General features: G+C 57.6%; 16 protein-coding genes. 10 read left to right on the top strand and 6 right to left on the bottom strand.

Annotated features, from left to right (window positions below; all coding sequences use genetic code 11):
* Positions 1–259: 259 nt before the first annotated feature.
* Positions 260–796 (bottom strand): dihydrofolate reductase family protein, encoded by a 537-nt coding sequence (locus B498_RS06600; protein WP_008502250.1) that lies wholly within the window; start codon positions 794–796, stop codon positions 260–262.
* A 40-nt stretch (positions 797–836) separates the two neighbouring features.
* On the bottom strand, positions 837–1,844 hold the full coding sequence (ftrA, locus tag B498_RS06605; protein ID WP_008502249.1) for a transcriptional regulator FtrA: 1,008 nt from the start codon (positions 1,842–1,844) through the stop codon (positions 837–839).
* Between the two features lie 73 nt (positions 1,845–1,917).
* Here ftrA and B498_RS06610 point away from each other — a divergent pair, with 73 nt between their 5' ends.
* From B498_RS06610 to zinT, 8 genes are all read left to right on the top strand, one after another.
* Positions 1,918–2,331, top strand: coding sequence for a rhodanese-like domain-containing protein (locus B498_RS06610; RefSeq protein ID WP_008502248.1), 414 nt, complete (start codon positions 1,918–1,920; stop codon positions 2,329–2,331).
* A gap of 156 nt (positions 2,332–2,487) precedes the next feature.
* On the top strand, positions 2,488–3,591 hold the full coding sequence (locus B498_RS06615; protein ID WP_008502247.1) for a cobalamin-independent methionine synthase II family protein: 1,104 nt from the start codon (positions 2,488–2,490) through the stop codon (positions 3,589–3,591).
* 201 nt (positions 3,592–3,792) lie between these two features.
* Positions 3,793–5,064, top strand: a complete 1,272-nt coding sequence (gene urtA / locus B498_RS06620) for an urea ABC transporter substrate-binding protein (RefSeq protein WP_008502246.1) — start codon at positions 3,793–3,795, stop codon at positions 5,062–5,064.
* 24 nt (positions 5,065–5,088) lie between these two features.
* Positions 5,089–6,663 (top strand): urea ABC transporter permease subunit UrtB, encoded by a 1,575-nt coding sequence (gene urtB, locus B498_RS06625; protein ID WP_008502245.1) that lies wholly within the window; start codon positions 5,089–5,091, stop codon positions 6,661–6,663.
* Entirely contained in the window at positions 6,663–7,736 is a 1,074-nt protein-coding gene (gene urtC / locus B498_RS06630) for an urea ABC transporter permease subunit UrtC (protein WP_008502244.1), read from the top strand. The genes urtB and urtC overlap by 1 nt, the downstream gene beginning before the upstream one ends.
* Positions 7,736–8,533: an urea ABC transporter ATP-binding protein UrtD gene (gene urtD, locus B498_RS06635; protein WP_008502243.1), complete on the top strand. Its 798-nt coding sequence runs from the start codon at positions 7,736–7,738 to the stop codon at positions 8,531–8,533. The genes urtC and urtD overlap by 1 nt, the downstream gene beginning before the upstream one ends.
* Positions 8,534–8,542: 9 nt before the next feature.
* Positions 8,543–9,241, top strand: a complete 699-nt coding sequence (gene urtE, locus B498_RS06640) for an urea ABC transporter ATP-binding subunit UrtE (RefSeq protein ID WP_008502242.1) — start codon at positions 8,543–8,545, stop codon at positions 9,239–9,241.
* 52 nt (positions 9,242–9,293) lie between these two features.
* Complete coding sequence (gene zinT / locus B498_RS06645; protein ID WP_008502241.1) at positions 9,294–9,935, top strand: metal-binding protein ZinT; 642 nt, start codon at positions 9,294–9,296, stop codon at positions 9,933–9,935.
* 49 nt (positions 9,936–9,984) lie between these two features.
* Here the strand turns inward: zinT and ydeE are convergent, their stop codons facing one another.
* On the bottom strand, positions 9,985–11,178 hold the full coding sequence (gene ydeE, locus B498_RS06650; RefSeq protein WP_008502240.1) for an efflux MFS transporter YdeE: 1,194 nt from the start codon (positions 11,176–11,178) through the stop codon (positions 9,985–9,987).
* A gap of 194 nt (positions 11,179–11,372) precedes the next feature.
* Between ydeE and eamA the strand changes: the two genes are divergently transcribed.
* Positions 11,373–12,278, top strand: coding sequence for an O-acetylserine/cysteine exporter (gene eamA, locus B498_RS06655; protein ID WP_008502239.1), 906 nt, complete (start codon positions 11,373–11,375; stop codon positions 12,276–12,278).
* 31 nt (positions 12,279–12,309) lie between these two features.
* Here the strand turns inward: eamA and marB are convergent, their stop codons facing one another.
* From marB to marR, 3 genes are read right to left on the bottom strand one after another with little or no spacing between them, the layout of a single operon-like run.
* Entirely contained in the window at positions 12,310–12,528 is a 219-nt protein-coding gene (gene marB, locus B498_RS06660) for a multiple antibiotic resistance protein MarB (protein ID WP_008502238.1), read from the bottom strand.
* Positions 12,529–12,561: 33 nt separating this feature from the next.
* A complete protein-coding gene (gene marA / locus B498_RS06665) occupies positions 12,562–12,942 on the bottom strand; it encodes an MDR efflux pump AcrAB transcriptional activator MarA (RefSeq protein WP_008502237.1) in 381 nt (126 codons plus the stop codon).
* Between the two features lie 21 nt (positions 12,943–12,963).
* Positions 12,964–13,398: a multiple antibiotic resistance transcriptional regulator MarR gene (gene marR / locus B498_RS06670; protein WP_008502236.1), complete on the bottom strand. Its 435-nt coding sequence runs from the start codon at positions 13,396–13,398 to the stop codon at positions 12,964–12,966.
* 255 nt (positions 13,399–13,653) lie between these two features.
* Here marR and B498_RS06675 point away from each other — a divergent pair, with 255 nt between their 5' ends.
* The gene (locus B498_RS06675) at positions 13,654–14,319 is read left to right on the top strand and encodes a MarC family NAAT transporter (RefSeq protein WP_008502235.1); all 666 of its coding nucleotides are present in this window, start codon (positions 13,654–13,656) and stop codon (positions 14,317–14,319) included.
* Positions 14,320–14,342 lie beyond the last annotated feature (23 nt).

The following is a 14,342-nucleotide window of genomic DNA, read 5'->3' as shown; positions in this document are numbered from 1 at the left end:
AAGTTCAAATTAGCGCAAAGGGAATGTCAAAGAGTATGATTTCGGGCGCGCTGCATCTCATCAGAGAACATTACCAGTGCGGGTTAAAAAGGCTGTTTAACCTTCGTTAAGATAACGAGTGTTAGGTTGTATGGGATCCGCAGCCCGGCCATGGAGTGTCGGGACGTAGAGACCAAAATACAAATCTATCCATGCAAGCATTTACCGCCATTTTTTGGCGGTTTTTTTTGCGCATAACGTAGCGGTGTTGGCCGTGGGGTTATGGCGTCACCCGATAGTGCGACTGCACCAGACCCGAAGGAAAGCTGCGGCTGGAGACCAGCGTCAAATCGATATCCCCGGGAAGGGCGCCAAACAGCGATTTTCCCGAACCGAGCAGGACAGGAACGGTTGTGATCACCATATCGGCCACCAGTCCTTCTCGCAGGAACGACTGTATGACTTGCCCACCATCGAGATAGACGCGACGGGCGTTCTGCCTCGCCAGATCGTCGAGCACCTCCTTTGGCGTGCGGCCGGAAAACTGTACTTTGCCCCTCAGCGTGTCGGGTACGGGCGTGTCGACCAGCTGACGGGAGAGCACCAGTACGGGCCGGTCATAAGGCCATGTCTCAAAGGTCCGCACCTTCTCATAGCTCCCACGGCCCATCACGATCCAGTCTTTGTCCGCGATGAACGCCGTGTAGCCATGATCCTCATTCGGGTCATCGCGCTGCAGCAGCCAGTCGATATCATCATTGTGTCGGGCGATGTAGCCATCAAGACTGGTTGCGATAAAAACGTGTGTGGTGACCATCAGGTTCTCCGTATTCCAGCGAAACCAAAAGACTGACGCCTCAGCGGGCAGTACCGGCATGAGAAAATTGTTTACGGTACTGGGCCGGGGAAATCGCGAACTGCTGGCGAAAATGATGACGCAGCGTCGATGCCTGACCAAACCCGGTTTGTTCCGCGATGCTGTCGATGCTTAAACGACTGCTTTCCAGATAATCTTTCGCCCGCAGCAGGCGCTCATTGAGTAACCAGCGGGCAGGCGTCGTTCCCGTTGCCGCTTCGAAGCGACGCAGAAACGTGCGCTGACTCATACCGACACGACGCGCCAGCGAGTCGACGCTGTGCGGCTCGGTAAGATGCGTGTGCAGAAAATCAAACAGCTGACCGAGGCGCTGGCTTTCCCGCAGCTGCGCCACCGGGCGGCTCAGCTGTTGCGGCTGAGATCCATCCCGGTGAGGGGGAATGACAAGCCGCCTCGCCACGCTGTTGGCGGTTTCCATCCCGAAATCCCGACGCACGACGTGCAGACAGAGATCGATCCCCGCCGCGCTGCCTGCGGAAGTCAGGATCTCGCCTTCGTCCTGGTAGAGCACATCCTCGACCACGTCGATGTCAGGGTAGCGGGCTTTAAGCGTCTCAATGTAGCGCCAGTGCGTCGTGGCTTTGCGTCCGTTGAGCAGACCGGAGGCGGCCAGCACAAATACACCCGAGCAGATGGAGAGTAGCTGACAGCCCCGCGCGCTGGCCTGACGTAATGCGTTGCAGAGCGCGTCCGGGACCGGCGAGTCCACCCCCCGCCAGCCCGGCACCACGATCAGATCGGCAGACGCAAGCAGGGAGATATCGCCATCGGTAATGATACGGATCCCGCCGGTCGCCCGAAGCTCACCGTTGTCAACGCTTGCCACGGCAAAACGATACCAGTCGTCACCCAGCTCGGGGCGCGGCAGGCCGAAGATTTCCACCGCCACGCCAAACTCAAAGGTACACAGACCGTCATACGCCAGCACCACCACCTTCGGGCGGGCAATCTGTCTTAACGTTGTCATCTTTTTGATGTTTTCTGGCATAAGCGAGCGCATTCATGAGCTGAATTTGTGGATAGAGTAGTGTTAACACAAACGCCAAAGATGAGGAAGGATCATGAGCTATGTTACTGAATTTCCGGCTGCCGAACCGCAGGAAGCCGTTACCCATTTTCTGCGTCGCCTGAGCGTCGAAACCGACTGCGCCGATGTGCATCATGCCATCACGCATAATGAGCAGGACTTTGTTTTGCTGCACGTGGTGGGGAGCCCGGAGCAGTTTGCCCGTCGCCATGTGCCGGGCGCTCTGCATATGCCGTGGAGCCAGATGACCGCTGAGCGCATGGCCCAATGGCCTGAAGGGACGCTGTTTGTCGTCTACTGCGCAGGGCCGCACTGTAACGGCGCGGACAGAGCCGCGCTGAAGCTGGCCCGTCTCGGGCTGCCGGTCAAAATCATGCTCGGTGGGATCACCGGCTGGGAAGATGAACGCTACGCGTTTGCCAGCGAGGCGTCCGTCGCCGCGCTGTGAAGATGAATTTTTTTCAACATACGTGAAATTTTCTCGTTTGCCGGCACCGGTGAGGTATGACATTGTTTTTGGACATTTAGACATCCAGAAGTCTAAAGCTTCAAATAATGAATTATCACTGCGGGCAATTATCGCCGGCAGACTGAGGAGATTTCCATGCAACGACGCCACGCCCCGTACCGCGCCGACGTAGTCGGCAGTTTTTTACGCCCGGATGCCATCAAGCAGGCTCGCCTGAAATTTGCCAGCGGTGAGATTGATGCCGGGCAGCTTCGTGCGGTGGAGGACGAGGCCATTCGCCACGTCGTCGAGCAGCAGTGTGCGTGCGGCCTGCATGTGGTGACCGACGGTGAGTTTCGTCGTGCCTGGTGGCACTTCGACTTCTTCGACGGTCTTCAGGGCGTTGAGCGTTACGATTCCCAGCAGGGCATCCAGTTTAACGGCGTGCAAACCAAAGCCCACGGCGTGCGCGTCACCGGCAAGCTGGGCTTTGGCGAGCACCCGATGCTGGACGATTTCCGCTATCTGAAAAGCATCAGCGGTAACGCCCAGCCAAAAATGACCATTCCGAGCCCAAGCGTGCTGCACTTCCGCGGCGGTCGCAAAGATATTGATGCGACCGTGTATCCGGACCTTGACGTCTATTTCGATGACCTGGCGACCACGTGGCGCGATGCCATCCGGGCCTTCTACGACGCGGGCTGCCGTTATCTGCAGCTGGATGACACCGTCTGGGCCTATCTCTGTTCGGACGACCAGCGCCGTCAGATCCGCGAGCGCGGCGACGACGCCGATGAGCTGGCGCGCATCTATGCCCGCGTGCTGAACAAGGCGCTGGAGGGCAAGCCGGACGATCTGACCATCGGACTGCACGTCTGTCGCGGCAATTTCCGTTCCACCTGGATTTCCGAAGGCGGCTACGAGCCGGTAGCGGAAGTGCTGTTCGGAACGGTCAACGTTGACGCCTTCTTCCTCGAATATGATAACGACCGCAGCGGGGATTTCGCGCCCCTGCGCTTTGTTCGCCCGGGCAAACAGCAGGTGGTGTTGGGTCTTATCACTACAAAAAACGGCGAGCTGGAGAATCCGGAGGGAATTAAAGCCCGTCTCGAAGAGGCGGCGAAATACGTGGCAAAAGAGCAGATTTGCCTCAGCCCGCAGTGCGGTTTTGCCTCGACCGAAGAGGGCAACAGCCTGAGCGAAGCCCAGCAGTGGGACAAAGTCCGGCTGGTCACGCAGATCGCCAGCGAAGTCTGGTAACCCCGTTATACGGCGCTGCATTATAAAAGTGCAGCGCTGTACCATTCTGAGTCGTTCTCTTTACATCCGGCGTTCCCCTCCCAGAAATAGCGCTATCTCCATTCTGGCACTCTTTTTGCTCCTGCTTCGCTGACACTTTTTTTTCCGCGTCCACGCCGTACCGGACGTTTTCGCACAGCGTTCTTTTTCAGGAGTGAAAATATGCAGCGTCGTACCTTATTAAAAGCTTTTGCGTTATCCGCGTCCGTCGTGGCGATGGGGATGAGTTTTGGCGCGCAGGCGGCCGATACCATCAAGGTGGGGATCATGCATTCGCTGTCCGGCACCATGGCCATCTCCGAAACCCCGCTGAAAGACGTCGCGCTGATGACCATCGATGAGATCAACGCCAAAGGCGGCGTGCTGGGCAAGAAACTGGAGCCGGTGGTGGTGGATCCGGCCTCAAACTGGCCGCTGTTTGCCGAGAAGGCGCGTCAGCTGCTGAGCCAGGATAAAGTGGCGGTGGTATTCGGCTGCTGGACGTCGGTGTCGCGCAAATCCGTACTGCCGGTCTTTGAGGAGCTGAACGGCCTGCTGTTCTATCCGGTGCAGTATGAAGGCGAAGAGATGTCGCCAAACGTCTTCTATACCGGCGCGGCGCCGAACCAGCAGGCGATCCCGGCGGTGGAATACCTGATGAGTGAAGACGGCGGCGCGGCGAAGCGCTTCTTCCTGCTGGGCACCGATTACGTTTACCCGCGCACCACCAATAAGATCCTGCGCGCGTTCCTGCATTCGAAAGGGGTGGAGGATAAGGACATCGAAGAGGTTTACACCCCGTTTGGTCATAGCGACTACCAGACCATCGTTGCCAACATCAAAAAATTCTCCGCGGGCGGCAAAACTGCCGTGGTGTCGACCATCAACGGCGACTCCAACGTGCCGTTCTACAAAGAGCTGGCTAACCAGGGGCTGAAGGCGACGGACGTGCCGGTGGTGGCGTTCTCCGTGGGTGAAGAAGAGCTGCGCGGGATCGACACCAAACCGCTGGTGGGTAACCTGGCAGCCTGGAACTACTTTGAGTCCGTGGATAACCCGACTAACCAGGCGTTTGTAGCGGATTACAAAGCCTATGCGAAGGCGCACAAGCTGCCGAACGCCGATACCGTCGTAACTAACGATCCGATGGAAGCCACCTACGTAGGTATTCACATGTGGGCGCAGGCGGTGGAAAAAGCGGGCACTACCGATGTGGACAAAGTGCGTGCGGCGATGGCCGGTCAGTCCTTTAAGGCGCCGTCAGGCTTTACGCTCACCATGGATGCCACCAACCATCATCTGCACAAGCCGGTCATGATCGGCGAAATCGAGGGCAACGGCCAGTTTAACGTGGTGTGGCAGACGGAGCAGCCGGTACGCGCCCAGCCGTGGAGCCCGTTCATCGCCGGGAATGACAAAAAGCCCGACCAGCCGATGAAAACCGCCAGCAACTAAGCCATCACCGCAGGGAGAAACGTCATGAACGCCATGCGCCTGTTCATCGCTCTTGTATGGCTTTCCGGACTGCTGCCAGGGATGGTGCAGGCATCGGATGCCGATCGTTTTGTTGCCGCCAGCCGCAGCCAGCAGGCGGATTTGTTGACGCAGTGGGCCGCCGCGCCGGATGCGTCAAGACTGCCGCTCCTTGAGGCGCTACAAAAGGAAAATCTCTACGTCGATACGCAAAAGCACGCCTTTGCACAACGCGATGGCAACGTCATCCCGCTGGGGGAGAGTCAGACGGCAGAGGGCCCAACCAAAGCCGTGCGCCTGACGAACCGGCTGCGCGTGCTGGCTGCAACTGCTATCGCCACGCATCAGCTGGTGAGTGACAGTGTCACCGAAAGACGGGCGGCGGCGCGTCAGCTGCAGCGCGATGCCCAGCCCGGGATGCTCGCTTTTCTGGAAAAGCGTGTGAACGATGAGACGGACGCCGTGGCGCGTCAGGCGCTGCTGCTGGCGGTCGCGAATCTCCAGCTGGCCAGCCCGCAGCCGGAAGTGCGTCGCAAGGCCGTCGAATTGTTAGGCCAGTCAGACGATCCGGACGTGCAGTCCAGGCTTACCCCGTTTACCCTGCCACAGACGGAGCCGGATAGCGCGGTGCGCGCGGCCGCAGAAGAGAGTCTTAGCCAGATCCAACACCGCCTGATGTGGGGCGACCTGCTGGGCAAGGCGTTTATGGGGCTGTCCCTTGGGTCGGTGCTGCTGCTGGCCGCGCTGGGGCTGGCTATCACCTACGGCCTGCTGGGCGTGATTAATATGGCTCACGGCGAGATGCTGATGCTGGGGGCATATGCGACCTGGATGGTGCAGCAGGCGATGGCCGGGCTTGCGCCCCAGTGGCTGGCGCTCTATCCCGTTATCGCCTTGCCGGTCGCGTTCTGCCTGACGGCGGGCATTGGAATGGTGCTGGAGCGCACGGTGATCCGTCATCTGTACGGTCGTCCGCTGGAAACGCTGCTGGCGACGTGGGGCATCAGCCTGATGCTTATCCAGCTGGTGCGCATGACCTTTGGCGCCCAGAACCTGGAGGTGGCGAACCCGGCATGGCTCTCCGGCGGGGTGCAGGTTTTTGCTAACCTGACGCTGCCGTGGAACCGCATCGTGGTGCTGGGCTTCGTGCTGCTGGTGCTGTTCTTTACCTGGCTCATTCTGAATAAAACCCGTCTGGGGCTTAACGTGCGGGCGGTGACGCAAAACCGCAGCATGGCCGCCTGCTGCGGGGTACCGACATGGCGCGTCGATATGCTGGCGTTTGGGCTTGGCTCCGGGATTGCGGGGTTAGGCGGCGTGGCGCTATCGCAGCTCGGTAACGTCGGGCCTGAGCTGGGCCAGGGCTATATCATCGACTCCTTCCTTGTGGTGGTGCTCGGAGGCGTAGGCCAGCTGGCAGGCAGCGTGGCCGCGGCGTTTGGTCTGGGGATCTTTAATAAAATCCTTGAACCCCAGATGGGGGCGGTGCTGGGCAAGATCGTGATTCTGGTGGCGATCGTGCTGTTTATTCAGAAACGCCCGCAGGGGCTGTTTGCGCTGAAAGGGAGGGTGATTGACTGATGAGCCAGCCGCTGACCTTAACGCTGGCGCGTAAAGCGCCACGCACAACGCAACTTGCAGGCAGCCTGCTGGTGGTGTGTCTGCTGATATTGCCGTTTTTCGCCTTACTGCCTGCGACGCATCCGCTGGCGCTGTCGACCTGGATGCTGACGCTGATTGGCAAGATCCTCTGCTATGCCATCGTTGCGGTGGCGCTGGATCTGGTGTGGGGCTACGCCGGCATGCTGTCCCTTGGGCACGGGATCTTCTTCGCGCTGGGCGGCTACGCGATGGGCATGTACCTGATGCGCCAGGCTGCAGGTGACGGTCTGCCCGCGTTTATGTCGTTTCTCTCCTGGAGCGAGCTGCCCTGGTTCTGGTGGGGCACCCAGCACTTTGCCTGGGCGCTGGTGCTGATTGTGCTTGTGCCGGGCCTGCTGGCGCTGGTGTTTGGCTGGTTTGCCTTCCGCTCGAAGATCAAAGGGGTCTATTTCTCGATTATGACCCAGGCGCTGACCTATGCCGGGATGCTGCTGTTCTTTCGGAACGAAACCGGGTTTGGCGGCAATAACGGCTTTACCGGTTTTACCACGCTGCTCGGGTTTTCGGTAACGGAAACGACCACCCGCATCGCGCTGTTCCTGGCGACCGTGCTGTTGCTGCTTCTGGCCCTGGGCACCGGGTTTGCGCTGGCGAAGAGCAAGTTTGGCCGCATCCTGACCGCCGTGCGCGACGCCGAAAACCGCCTGACCTTTTGCGGCTACGATCCGCGCGGGTTCAAGCTGCTGGTGTGGACGCTTTCTGCCGTGCTGTGCGGTCTGGCGGGGTCGCTGTACGTCCCACAGGTCGGCATTATTAACCCCGGTGAAATGTCGCCGACGAACTCGATAGAGGCCGCCATCTGGGTGGCGCTGGGCGGGCGCGGCACGCTGGTGGGGCCGGTGATTGGCGCGGCGCTGGTGAACGGGGCGAAAAGTTTCTTCACCGTCGCGATGCCGGAGTACTGGCAGCTGTTTCTGGGGCTGATTTTTATCGCCGTCACGCTGTTCTTGCCGCGCGGCGTCTACGGTCTGTTGCGTAAGGGAGAGAAATGATGCAGCCAACGGAAGGATTATTTACCCGCCAGCTGCCCGGCGATCGCTACCGGGACCAGACTGACCCGGTGCTTCAGCTTGAATCCATTAACGTCAATTTTGATGGTTTTCAGGCCCTGACCGATCTCTCGCTGAATATCGGCGTGGGCGAGCTGCGCTGCGTGATTGGCCCCAACGGTGCGGGTAAAACCACGCTGATGGACGTCATCACCGGCAAAACGCGGCCAAAGAGCGGTAGGGCGATTTACGATCAGTCCATCGACCTGACCGCGCTGGAGCCTGCGGCCATCGCCCGCCAGGGCATCGGGCGTAAATTCCAGAAGCCCACGGTTTTTGAAGCGCTGACGGTGTGGGAAAACCTGGAGATCGCCATGAAAACGGATAAATCCGTCTGGGCGAGCCTGCGGGCAAAACTCAATGGGGAGCAGCGTGACCGGATCGACGAGATGCTGGTTTTGCTGCGCCTTAGCGCGGAGCGCGACCGACGGGCCGGGCTGCTTTCCCACGGACAGAAACAGTTCCTGGAGATCGGCATGCTGCTGGTGCAGGACCCGCATCTGCTGCTGCTGGATGAACCCGCCGCCGGAATGACCGACGCGGAAACCGAATACACCGCAGAGCTGTTCAAAACGCTGGCGGGCAAACACTCCCTGATGGTGGTGGAGCACGATATGGGCTTTGTTGAAACGATTGCCGACCACGTGACGGTGCTGCATCAGGGGCGGGTGTTGGCGGAAGGGTCGCTGCGTGAGGTGCAGGCCAACGAGCAGGTGATTGAGGTCTATCTGGGACGTTAAGGAGAGGGAATGCTACAGGTCAACGAACTGAATCAGTATTACGGCGGCAGCCACATCCTGCGCGGCGTGAGCTTTGAGGCCATCACCGGCGAAGTCACCTGTCTGCTGGGGCGCAACGGCGTGGGGAAAACCACGCTGCTGAAGTGTCTGATGGGGCTGATCCCGGCGAAAACCGGGGAGGTCATCTGGCAGGGGAAAACGATTACCCACAGCAAACCGCACCAGCGGGTGCAGTCTGGCGTGGCGTATGTCCCGCAGGGACGCGAGATTTTTCCGCGCCTGACCGTGGAGGAGAACCTCCTGCTGGGGCTATCGCGGTTTTCCGCCCGCGAGGCGAAGCAGGTGCCGGAGGAGATCTGGCAGCTGTTCCCGGTGCTCAAAGAGATGAAGCACCGTCGCGGGGGCGATCTCTCGGGTGGTCAGCAGCAGCAGCTGGCGATTGGTCGCGCGCTGGCGAGTCGTCCGCGGCTGCTTATCCTGGATGAACCGACCGAAGGCATACAGCCTTCCGTTATTAAAGAGATCGGCCACGTGATCCGCACCCTGGCAAACAGAGGCGACATGGCGATCCTGCTTGTTGAGCAGTTTTACGACTTTGCCGCCGAGCTGGCCGACAGCTATTTGCTGATGTCCCGCGGCACCATTATTCAGCGCGGGCGGGGTGAAAATATGGAGCAGGAGGGCGTTCGCGGGCTGGTTGCGATCTGAAATGTTATAATATAACATTCTCATTCTTATAAAACGGAATGAGGGCGTTACTTTGGCTGCACATATTGGGAAATTTGCCATGACTCTGGGGGCGCTGCTGGTCAGCGGCCAGCTGTTTGCTCACTCGCACGGCCACCAGATGACCGAAGCAGAACAGAAAGCGGCGAACGGCGTGTTTGAGGATAAAGACGTGAAGGACAGAGCGCTGTCTGACTGGGACGGCACCTGGCAGTCGGTCTATCCGTTCCTGCTCGATGGTTCGCTGGATCCGGTCTTTAAGCAGAAAGCGCAGAAGGATAAAAGCAAATCCTTTGATGAGGTGAAAGCCTACTACCGCACGGGTTATGCGACGGACGTGGATGCCATCGGTATCGAAAATAACGTGATGGAATTCCATCAGGGGAAAGCGGTCAGCCGCTGCCAGTATGATTACAGCGGCTACAAAATTCTGACCTACGCGTCAGGCAAGAAAGGCGTGCGCTATCTCTTTGAGTGCAAGGACGCCAGCAGCAAGGCGCCGAAGTTTGTCCAGTTCAGCGACCATACCATCGGACCGAAGGCCTCTTCGCACTTCCATATTTTCATGGGCAATACCTCCCACGAGGCGCTGCTGAAAGAGATGGATAACTGGCCGACCTATTATCCGAACGAGATGTATAAAGAGCAGGTGGTGGAGGAGATGTTGCACCACTAGGTTTTTGCTTTTGCCGGGAGGCGGCTTCGCCTTGCCCGGCCTACATTTGCTACGCCGCTTTGGGTGACTCGCACCATGCCTTCACGCTCATCCCGCGCAAAATCATCAGCCACGCCACAATAATCGCGGCCATCATAATCACAAACAACGACCAGTGCGGCAGGTTGGTCAGGATGATACCGGTGATCATCGGGTTTGCCGCCGCGCCGAGCCAGCCCAGCGCCTGCGCGGAGAAATAGCTCGCCTTCATTCCCGGTGGCGCAATGTTGTCGATCAGCATGTATTCACCCGGCGCATAGATAATCTCACCCAGCGTGAAAATAGCGGCAGCGATGCCCCAGTAAACCAGGTTTTCCCCGGAGAGCATAAAGCCGCCCAGCCCCACGATAAAAAACAGGGTGGCGAGGGACATCAGCGGGCGGATATTGCTGGCTGAGATTTTGCGGCCCAGCGCATATTGCAGCGTTACCACCACGGCGGCGTTGACGGGCAGTACCACGGCGACCACCTTTTCGGCGAAATCGCTGTCCGCATGTGCAGCGAGAACGTATTGCGAAATACAGCTCGCGAACGACCCGCCCACGTACGACGCCAGCAGGCCAGAGAGCGTGTACCAGAACAGCGCGCGATCTTTCAGCAAGACCGACGGCTGCCACGGCGTCTTCTCCTCGGCGGTATCTAACGCCACGCTTTTCTGCACAAAGAAGTGGATAAAGCCCAGCGGCAGGGCGGCACAGAAGGCTGCCAGCCAGAACGGCAGCTGCAGGCTGTACATCACCAGCAAGGTGCCAATCGGCGGGCCGACCGTCCAGCCAATGTTCAGGAAGCTGTAGTTCAGCGAAAAGACCCGCGCCTTCTGGCTGGAGGTGAGGACGTCGGAGAACCAGGCTTTCAGCACCGTCGAAAAGACGGAGTAGGCGCAGTTGATCAGCGCAAAAAACAGCACCACCAGCGTGACGTTATTGACCAGCGGGATCGCCACAAATCCGGCGATAAACGCCACAATCGCGATCAGCATGTAGCGTTTTTTATCAAACTTATCGGCAAGAATGCCAAATCCCAGGCTGAACACCACGCCGATAGTCAGCGCAATCGTCAGGGCATAACCAATATTCTCGACGCTCATGCTGTAGACGCGCGTGAGATAGATGGTCATAAACGGCAGCGTTGCCCCTCGACCGATGGTTAATAACAATGACGATGCCAGCAGCGCTGCGGTTGAGCGCCTGAGAGATGGTTTCATATTCCTGCCCGACAGTTGCTTATGCTTTTATTCGATGTGTGTTAACAGGATTACCATGACATAAGGGGCTTGTATAGCACCCGATTTATCCCTAAGTGCTTCAGCTGCCTGCCAGAAATAATGATCTTCTCGTGACGCACTTTTTTCTGTTACCTTGAAGTGTTAACAAATTATTAATAATTCAGGGGCGGGATATGACGCGGAAAGACGGGCTGCTGGCACTGCTGGTGGTCGTAGTATGGGGGCTCAATTTTGTGGTCATCAAGCTGGGGCTGCACAACATGCCGCCGCTGATGCTGGCCGGCTTACGTTTTATGCTGGTCGCTTTCCCGGCCATCTTCTTTGTGGCGCGTCCAAAGATCCCCTTTAAACTGCTGCTGGGCTACGGTCTGACCATCAGCTTTGGCCAGTTCGCGTTTCTCTTTTGCGCCATCAAGTTCGGTATGCCTGCGGGTCTGGCCTCGCTGGTGTTACAGGCGCAGGCGTTCTTTACCATTATTCTCGGGGCGTTTGTGTTTGGCGAGCGCCTGCAGGGCAATCAGCTGGCGGGGATCACGCTGGCGGTGTTTGGCGTACTGGTGCTGATCGAGGCCAGCCTGAACGGACAGCACGTGGCGCTGCTCGGGTTTATGCTGACGCTGGCGGCGGGGCTGAGCTGGGCCTGCGGAAATATCTTCAACAAGCTGATCATGCAGCACGAGGCGCGCCCGGCGGTGATGTCGCTGGTGGTGTGGAGCGCACTGATCCCGGTTATCCCGTTTCTGCTGGCGTCGAGTATTCTGGACGGTCCGGCGGTGATGCTGAACAGTCTGGTCGACATCGATATGACCACGATCCTGTCTCTCGTCTATCTGGCCTTTGTCGCCACCATTGTGGGCTACGGGATCTGGGGATCGCTGCTGGGGCGTTATGAGACCTGGCGCGTCGCGCCGTTATCTCTGCTGGTGCCGGTGGTAGGGCTTGCCAGTGCGGCGATATTGCTGGATGAAACGCTAAGCGCGCTGCAGCTGTTGGGTGCCGTGCTGATCATGGCCGGGCTGTACATTAACGTGTTTGGTCTGCGGGTTCGTCGGACGACGCGGGTAAGCGAAAAGGCATAAAAAAGCCCCGCGTCTGCGGGGCAAAAACGAATCAGAAGCCGTGCTGATTATAATAAGGCACGCCTAATTCGTCGGATTTGTCGCTACCAGCACCCATGTGGTTGAAATCATAGGGCGACTGGTCATGTGCGGACGGCAAAATCATCGTATCCGGATTATTTTGCTGCGTTGCACGAGGGGTTTGCTCCGCGAAGGTCTGGCTGGAGAACAGCACCAGCAAGGCGAGGGCGGCGGAGGCGATAACTTTCATGATTTCCTCGGTTACGTCTGTGACAGGCGATGATTAACTACAGTGTTTTAACGGATACAGGTATCGGGATTCGCCCGGCACGCTGGTGATTCGGTACTTATGAGGTGGCACGTCAAAATAGTTCTTGAACGTACGCGTCAGGGTTTGCTGCGATTCAAAACCGTAACGCTCCGCCAGATAAAGGATCGGCTCATTGCTTTCTTTCAGTTTCTGGGCAATCTCCGTCAGCTTGCGGCTGCGAATATATTGACCTAATGAATGGCCGGTCTCTTTTTTGAACATCCGTTGCAGGTGCCATTTGGAGTAACCTGAACGCTCTGACACTTTTTCAAGGGAGAGCGGCGATTCCAGGTTATCCTCGATCCAGTCCAAAATGCTATGAATGGTGATAGCGTCAGTATTGCGTCTGGACATCGTCATACCTCTTTTTTCTGTTTACGGCAGGATTTTCTTCAGCAAAAGCTCAAGGGTTGCCACTTCATCTGCCGTTAAGTTTTTTGTTAGTTCCTGATGCAGTGTTTGTCCTACTAATTGATGACATTGCTCGCACATGGCCGCGCCATCGCTGGTCAGCTTCACCAGTACGCCGCGTTTGTCATTCGGGTTAGGGCTTCGTTCTATCCATCCTTTGCAGACGAGACGATCGAGCATGCGGGTTAACGCACCCAGATCGACAGAGAGCACCTTTTTCAGCTCAACCGGCGTGATACACACTTCGCAGCGAATGGAACACAGCACTTTGAACTGTGTTGCGGTGATATCCAGCGGTGACAGATAGTCATTGAGCAGGCGATCTTTTTTCTGATTGACCATATGAATAAGACGACCCAGCGGAACAACGTCGTTAAAGATATCACTGGTGCTTTTCACAATGGTTGCCCTGGCAAGTAATTAGTCACGGCAGATATTATTGCTCAGGCAAGTATAAGTCAACTGAATGAATCAGCCGATGCCACGAATTGCTAAAACGTTTCATGAACTTTTTTTAAGGTGTTTCAAATCATAGGGATAACTTCCTGTTATCTTTTCAGAAGGAAAATAATCGTTACGTTGCGCCCATGGCTGAATGTCACACTTTCCCCCTATAATTGCTGTGTTAAATATGGATAAGGACGACAACGCACTATGTTGGATTTGATTAAAGCAATCAGCCTTGGGCTGGTGGTCTTGCTGCCGTTGGCTAACCCGTTAACGACGGTGGCGCTTTTCCTCGGGCTGGCAGGGAATATGAACAGCGCCGAGCGCAATCATCAGTCGATGATGGCCTCGGTGTATGTGTTTGCCATCATGATGGTGGCTTACTACGCCGGGCAACTGGTGATGAATACCTTCGGGATTTCCATCCCTGGCCTGCGTATCGCCGGGGGGCTGATCGTGGCCTTTATTGGTTTCCGCATGTTATTCCCGGCGCAAAAAGCGCATGAGTCGCCGGAAGCGACCAGCAAATCGGAAGAACTGGAAACCGAACCGAGCGCGAATATCGCCTTCGTGCCGATTGCCATGCCGAGCACGGCGGGGCCGGGGACCATCGCGATGATCATCAGCTCCGCGTCGACGGTGCGTGACAGCGCAACCTTCCCGGACTGGGTGCTGACGGTGGCACCGCCGCTGATTTTTGCGATTATCGGGATTATCGTGTGGGCATCGCTGCGCAGCTCCGGCGCCATCATGCGCTGGGTAGGCAAGGGCGGTATCGAGGCGATTTCCCGTCTGATGGGCTTCTTACTGGTCTGTATGGGCGTGCAGTTTATTATTAACGGCGTGCTGGAGATTATTAAGACCTATCATTAAGTTCATTGCCGGGTGGCGCTGCG

The organism is Enterobacter sp. SST3, from assembly GCF_000286655.1.
Classification (GTDB): Bacteria; Pseudomonadota; Gammaproteobacteria; order Enterobacterales; family Enterobacteriaceae; genus Enterobacter; species Enterobacter roggenkampii.
The sequence above is the reverse complement of the archived record's forward strand: the minus strand, read 5'-3'. Positions and strand labels throughout refer to the sequence as shown.

Bases quoted from the DNA above. Each gene is read 5' to 3' on its own strand.
- urtE (WP_008502242.1), top strand. From the start codon at position 8,543: ATGCTACAGGTCAACGAACTGAATCAGTATTACGGCGGCAGCCACATC.
- marB (WP_008502238.1), bottom strand. From the start codon at position 12,528: ATGAAAGTTATCGCCTCCGCCGCCCTCGCCTTGCTGGTGCTGTTCTCC.
- urtB (WP_008502245.1), top strand. From the start codon at position 5,089: ATGAACGCCATGCGCCTGTTCATCGCTCTTGTATGGCTTTCCGGACTG.
- B498_RS06600 (WP_008502250.1), bottom strand. From the start codon at position 796: ATGGTCACCACACACGTTTTTATCGCAACCAGTCTTGATGGCTACATC.
- B498_RS06610 (WP_008502248.1), top strand. From the start codon at position 1,918: ATGAGCTATGTTACTGAATTTCCGGCTGCCGAACCGCAGGAAGCCGTT.
- marA (WP_008502237.1), bottom strand. From the start codon at position 12,942: ATGTCCAGACGCAATACTGACGCTATCACCATTCATAGCATTTTGGAC.
- urtC (WP_008502244.1), top strand. From the start codon at position 6,663: ATGAGCCAGCCGCTGACCTTAACGCTGGCGCGTAAAGCGCCACGCACA.
- B498_RS06615 (WP_008502247.1), top strand. From the start codon at position 2,488: ATGCAACGACGCCACGCCCCGTACCGCGCCGACGTAGTCGGCAGTTTT.
- urtD (WP_008502243.1), top strand. From the start codon at position 7,736: ATGCAGCCAACGGAAGGATTATTTACCCGCCAGCTGCCCGGCGATCGC.
- ydeE (WP_008502240.1), bottom strand. From the start codon at position 11,178: ATGAAACCATCTCTCAGGCGCTCAACCGCAGCGCTGCTGGCATCGTCA.
- urtA (WP_008502246.1), top strand. From the start codon at position 3,793: ATGCAGCGTCGTACCTTATTAAAAGCTTTTGCGTTATCCGCGTCCGTC.
- ftrA (WP_008502249.1), bottom strand. From the start codon at position 1,844: ATGCCAGAAAACATCAAAAAGATGACAACGTTAAGACAGATTGCCCGC.
- B498_RS06675 (WP_008502235.1), top strand. From the start codon at position 13,654: ATGTTGGATTTGATTAAAGCAATCAGCCTTGGGCTGGTGGTCTTGCTG.
- eamA (WP_008502239.1), top strand. From the start codon at position 11,373: ATGACGCGGAAAGACGGGCTGCTGGCACTGCTGGTGGTCGTAGTATGG.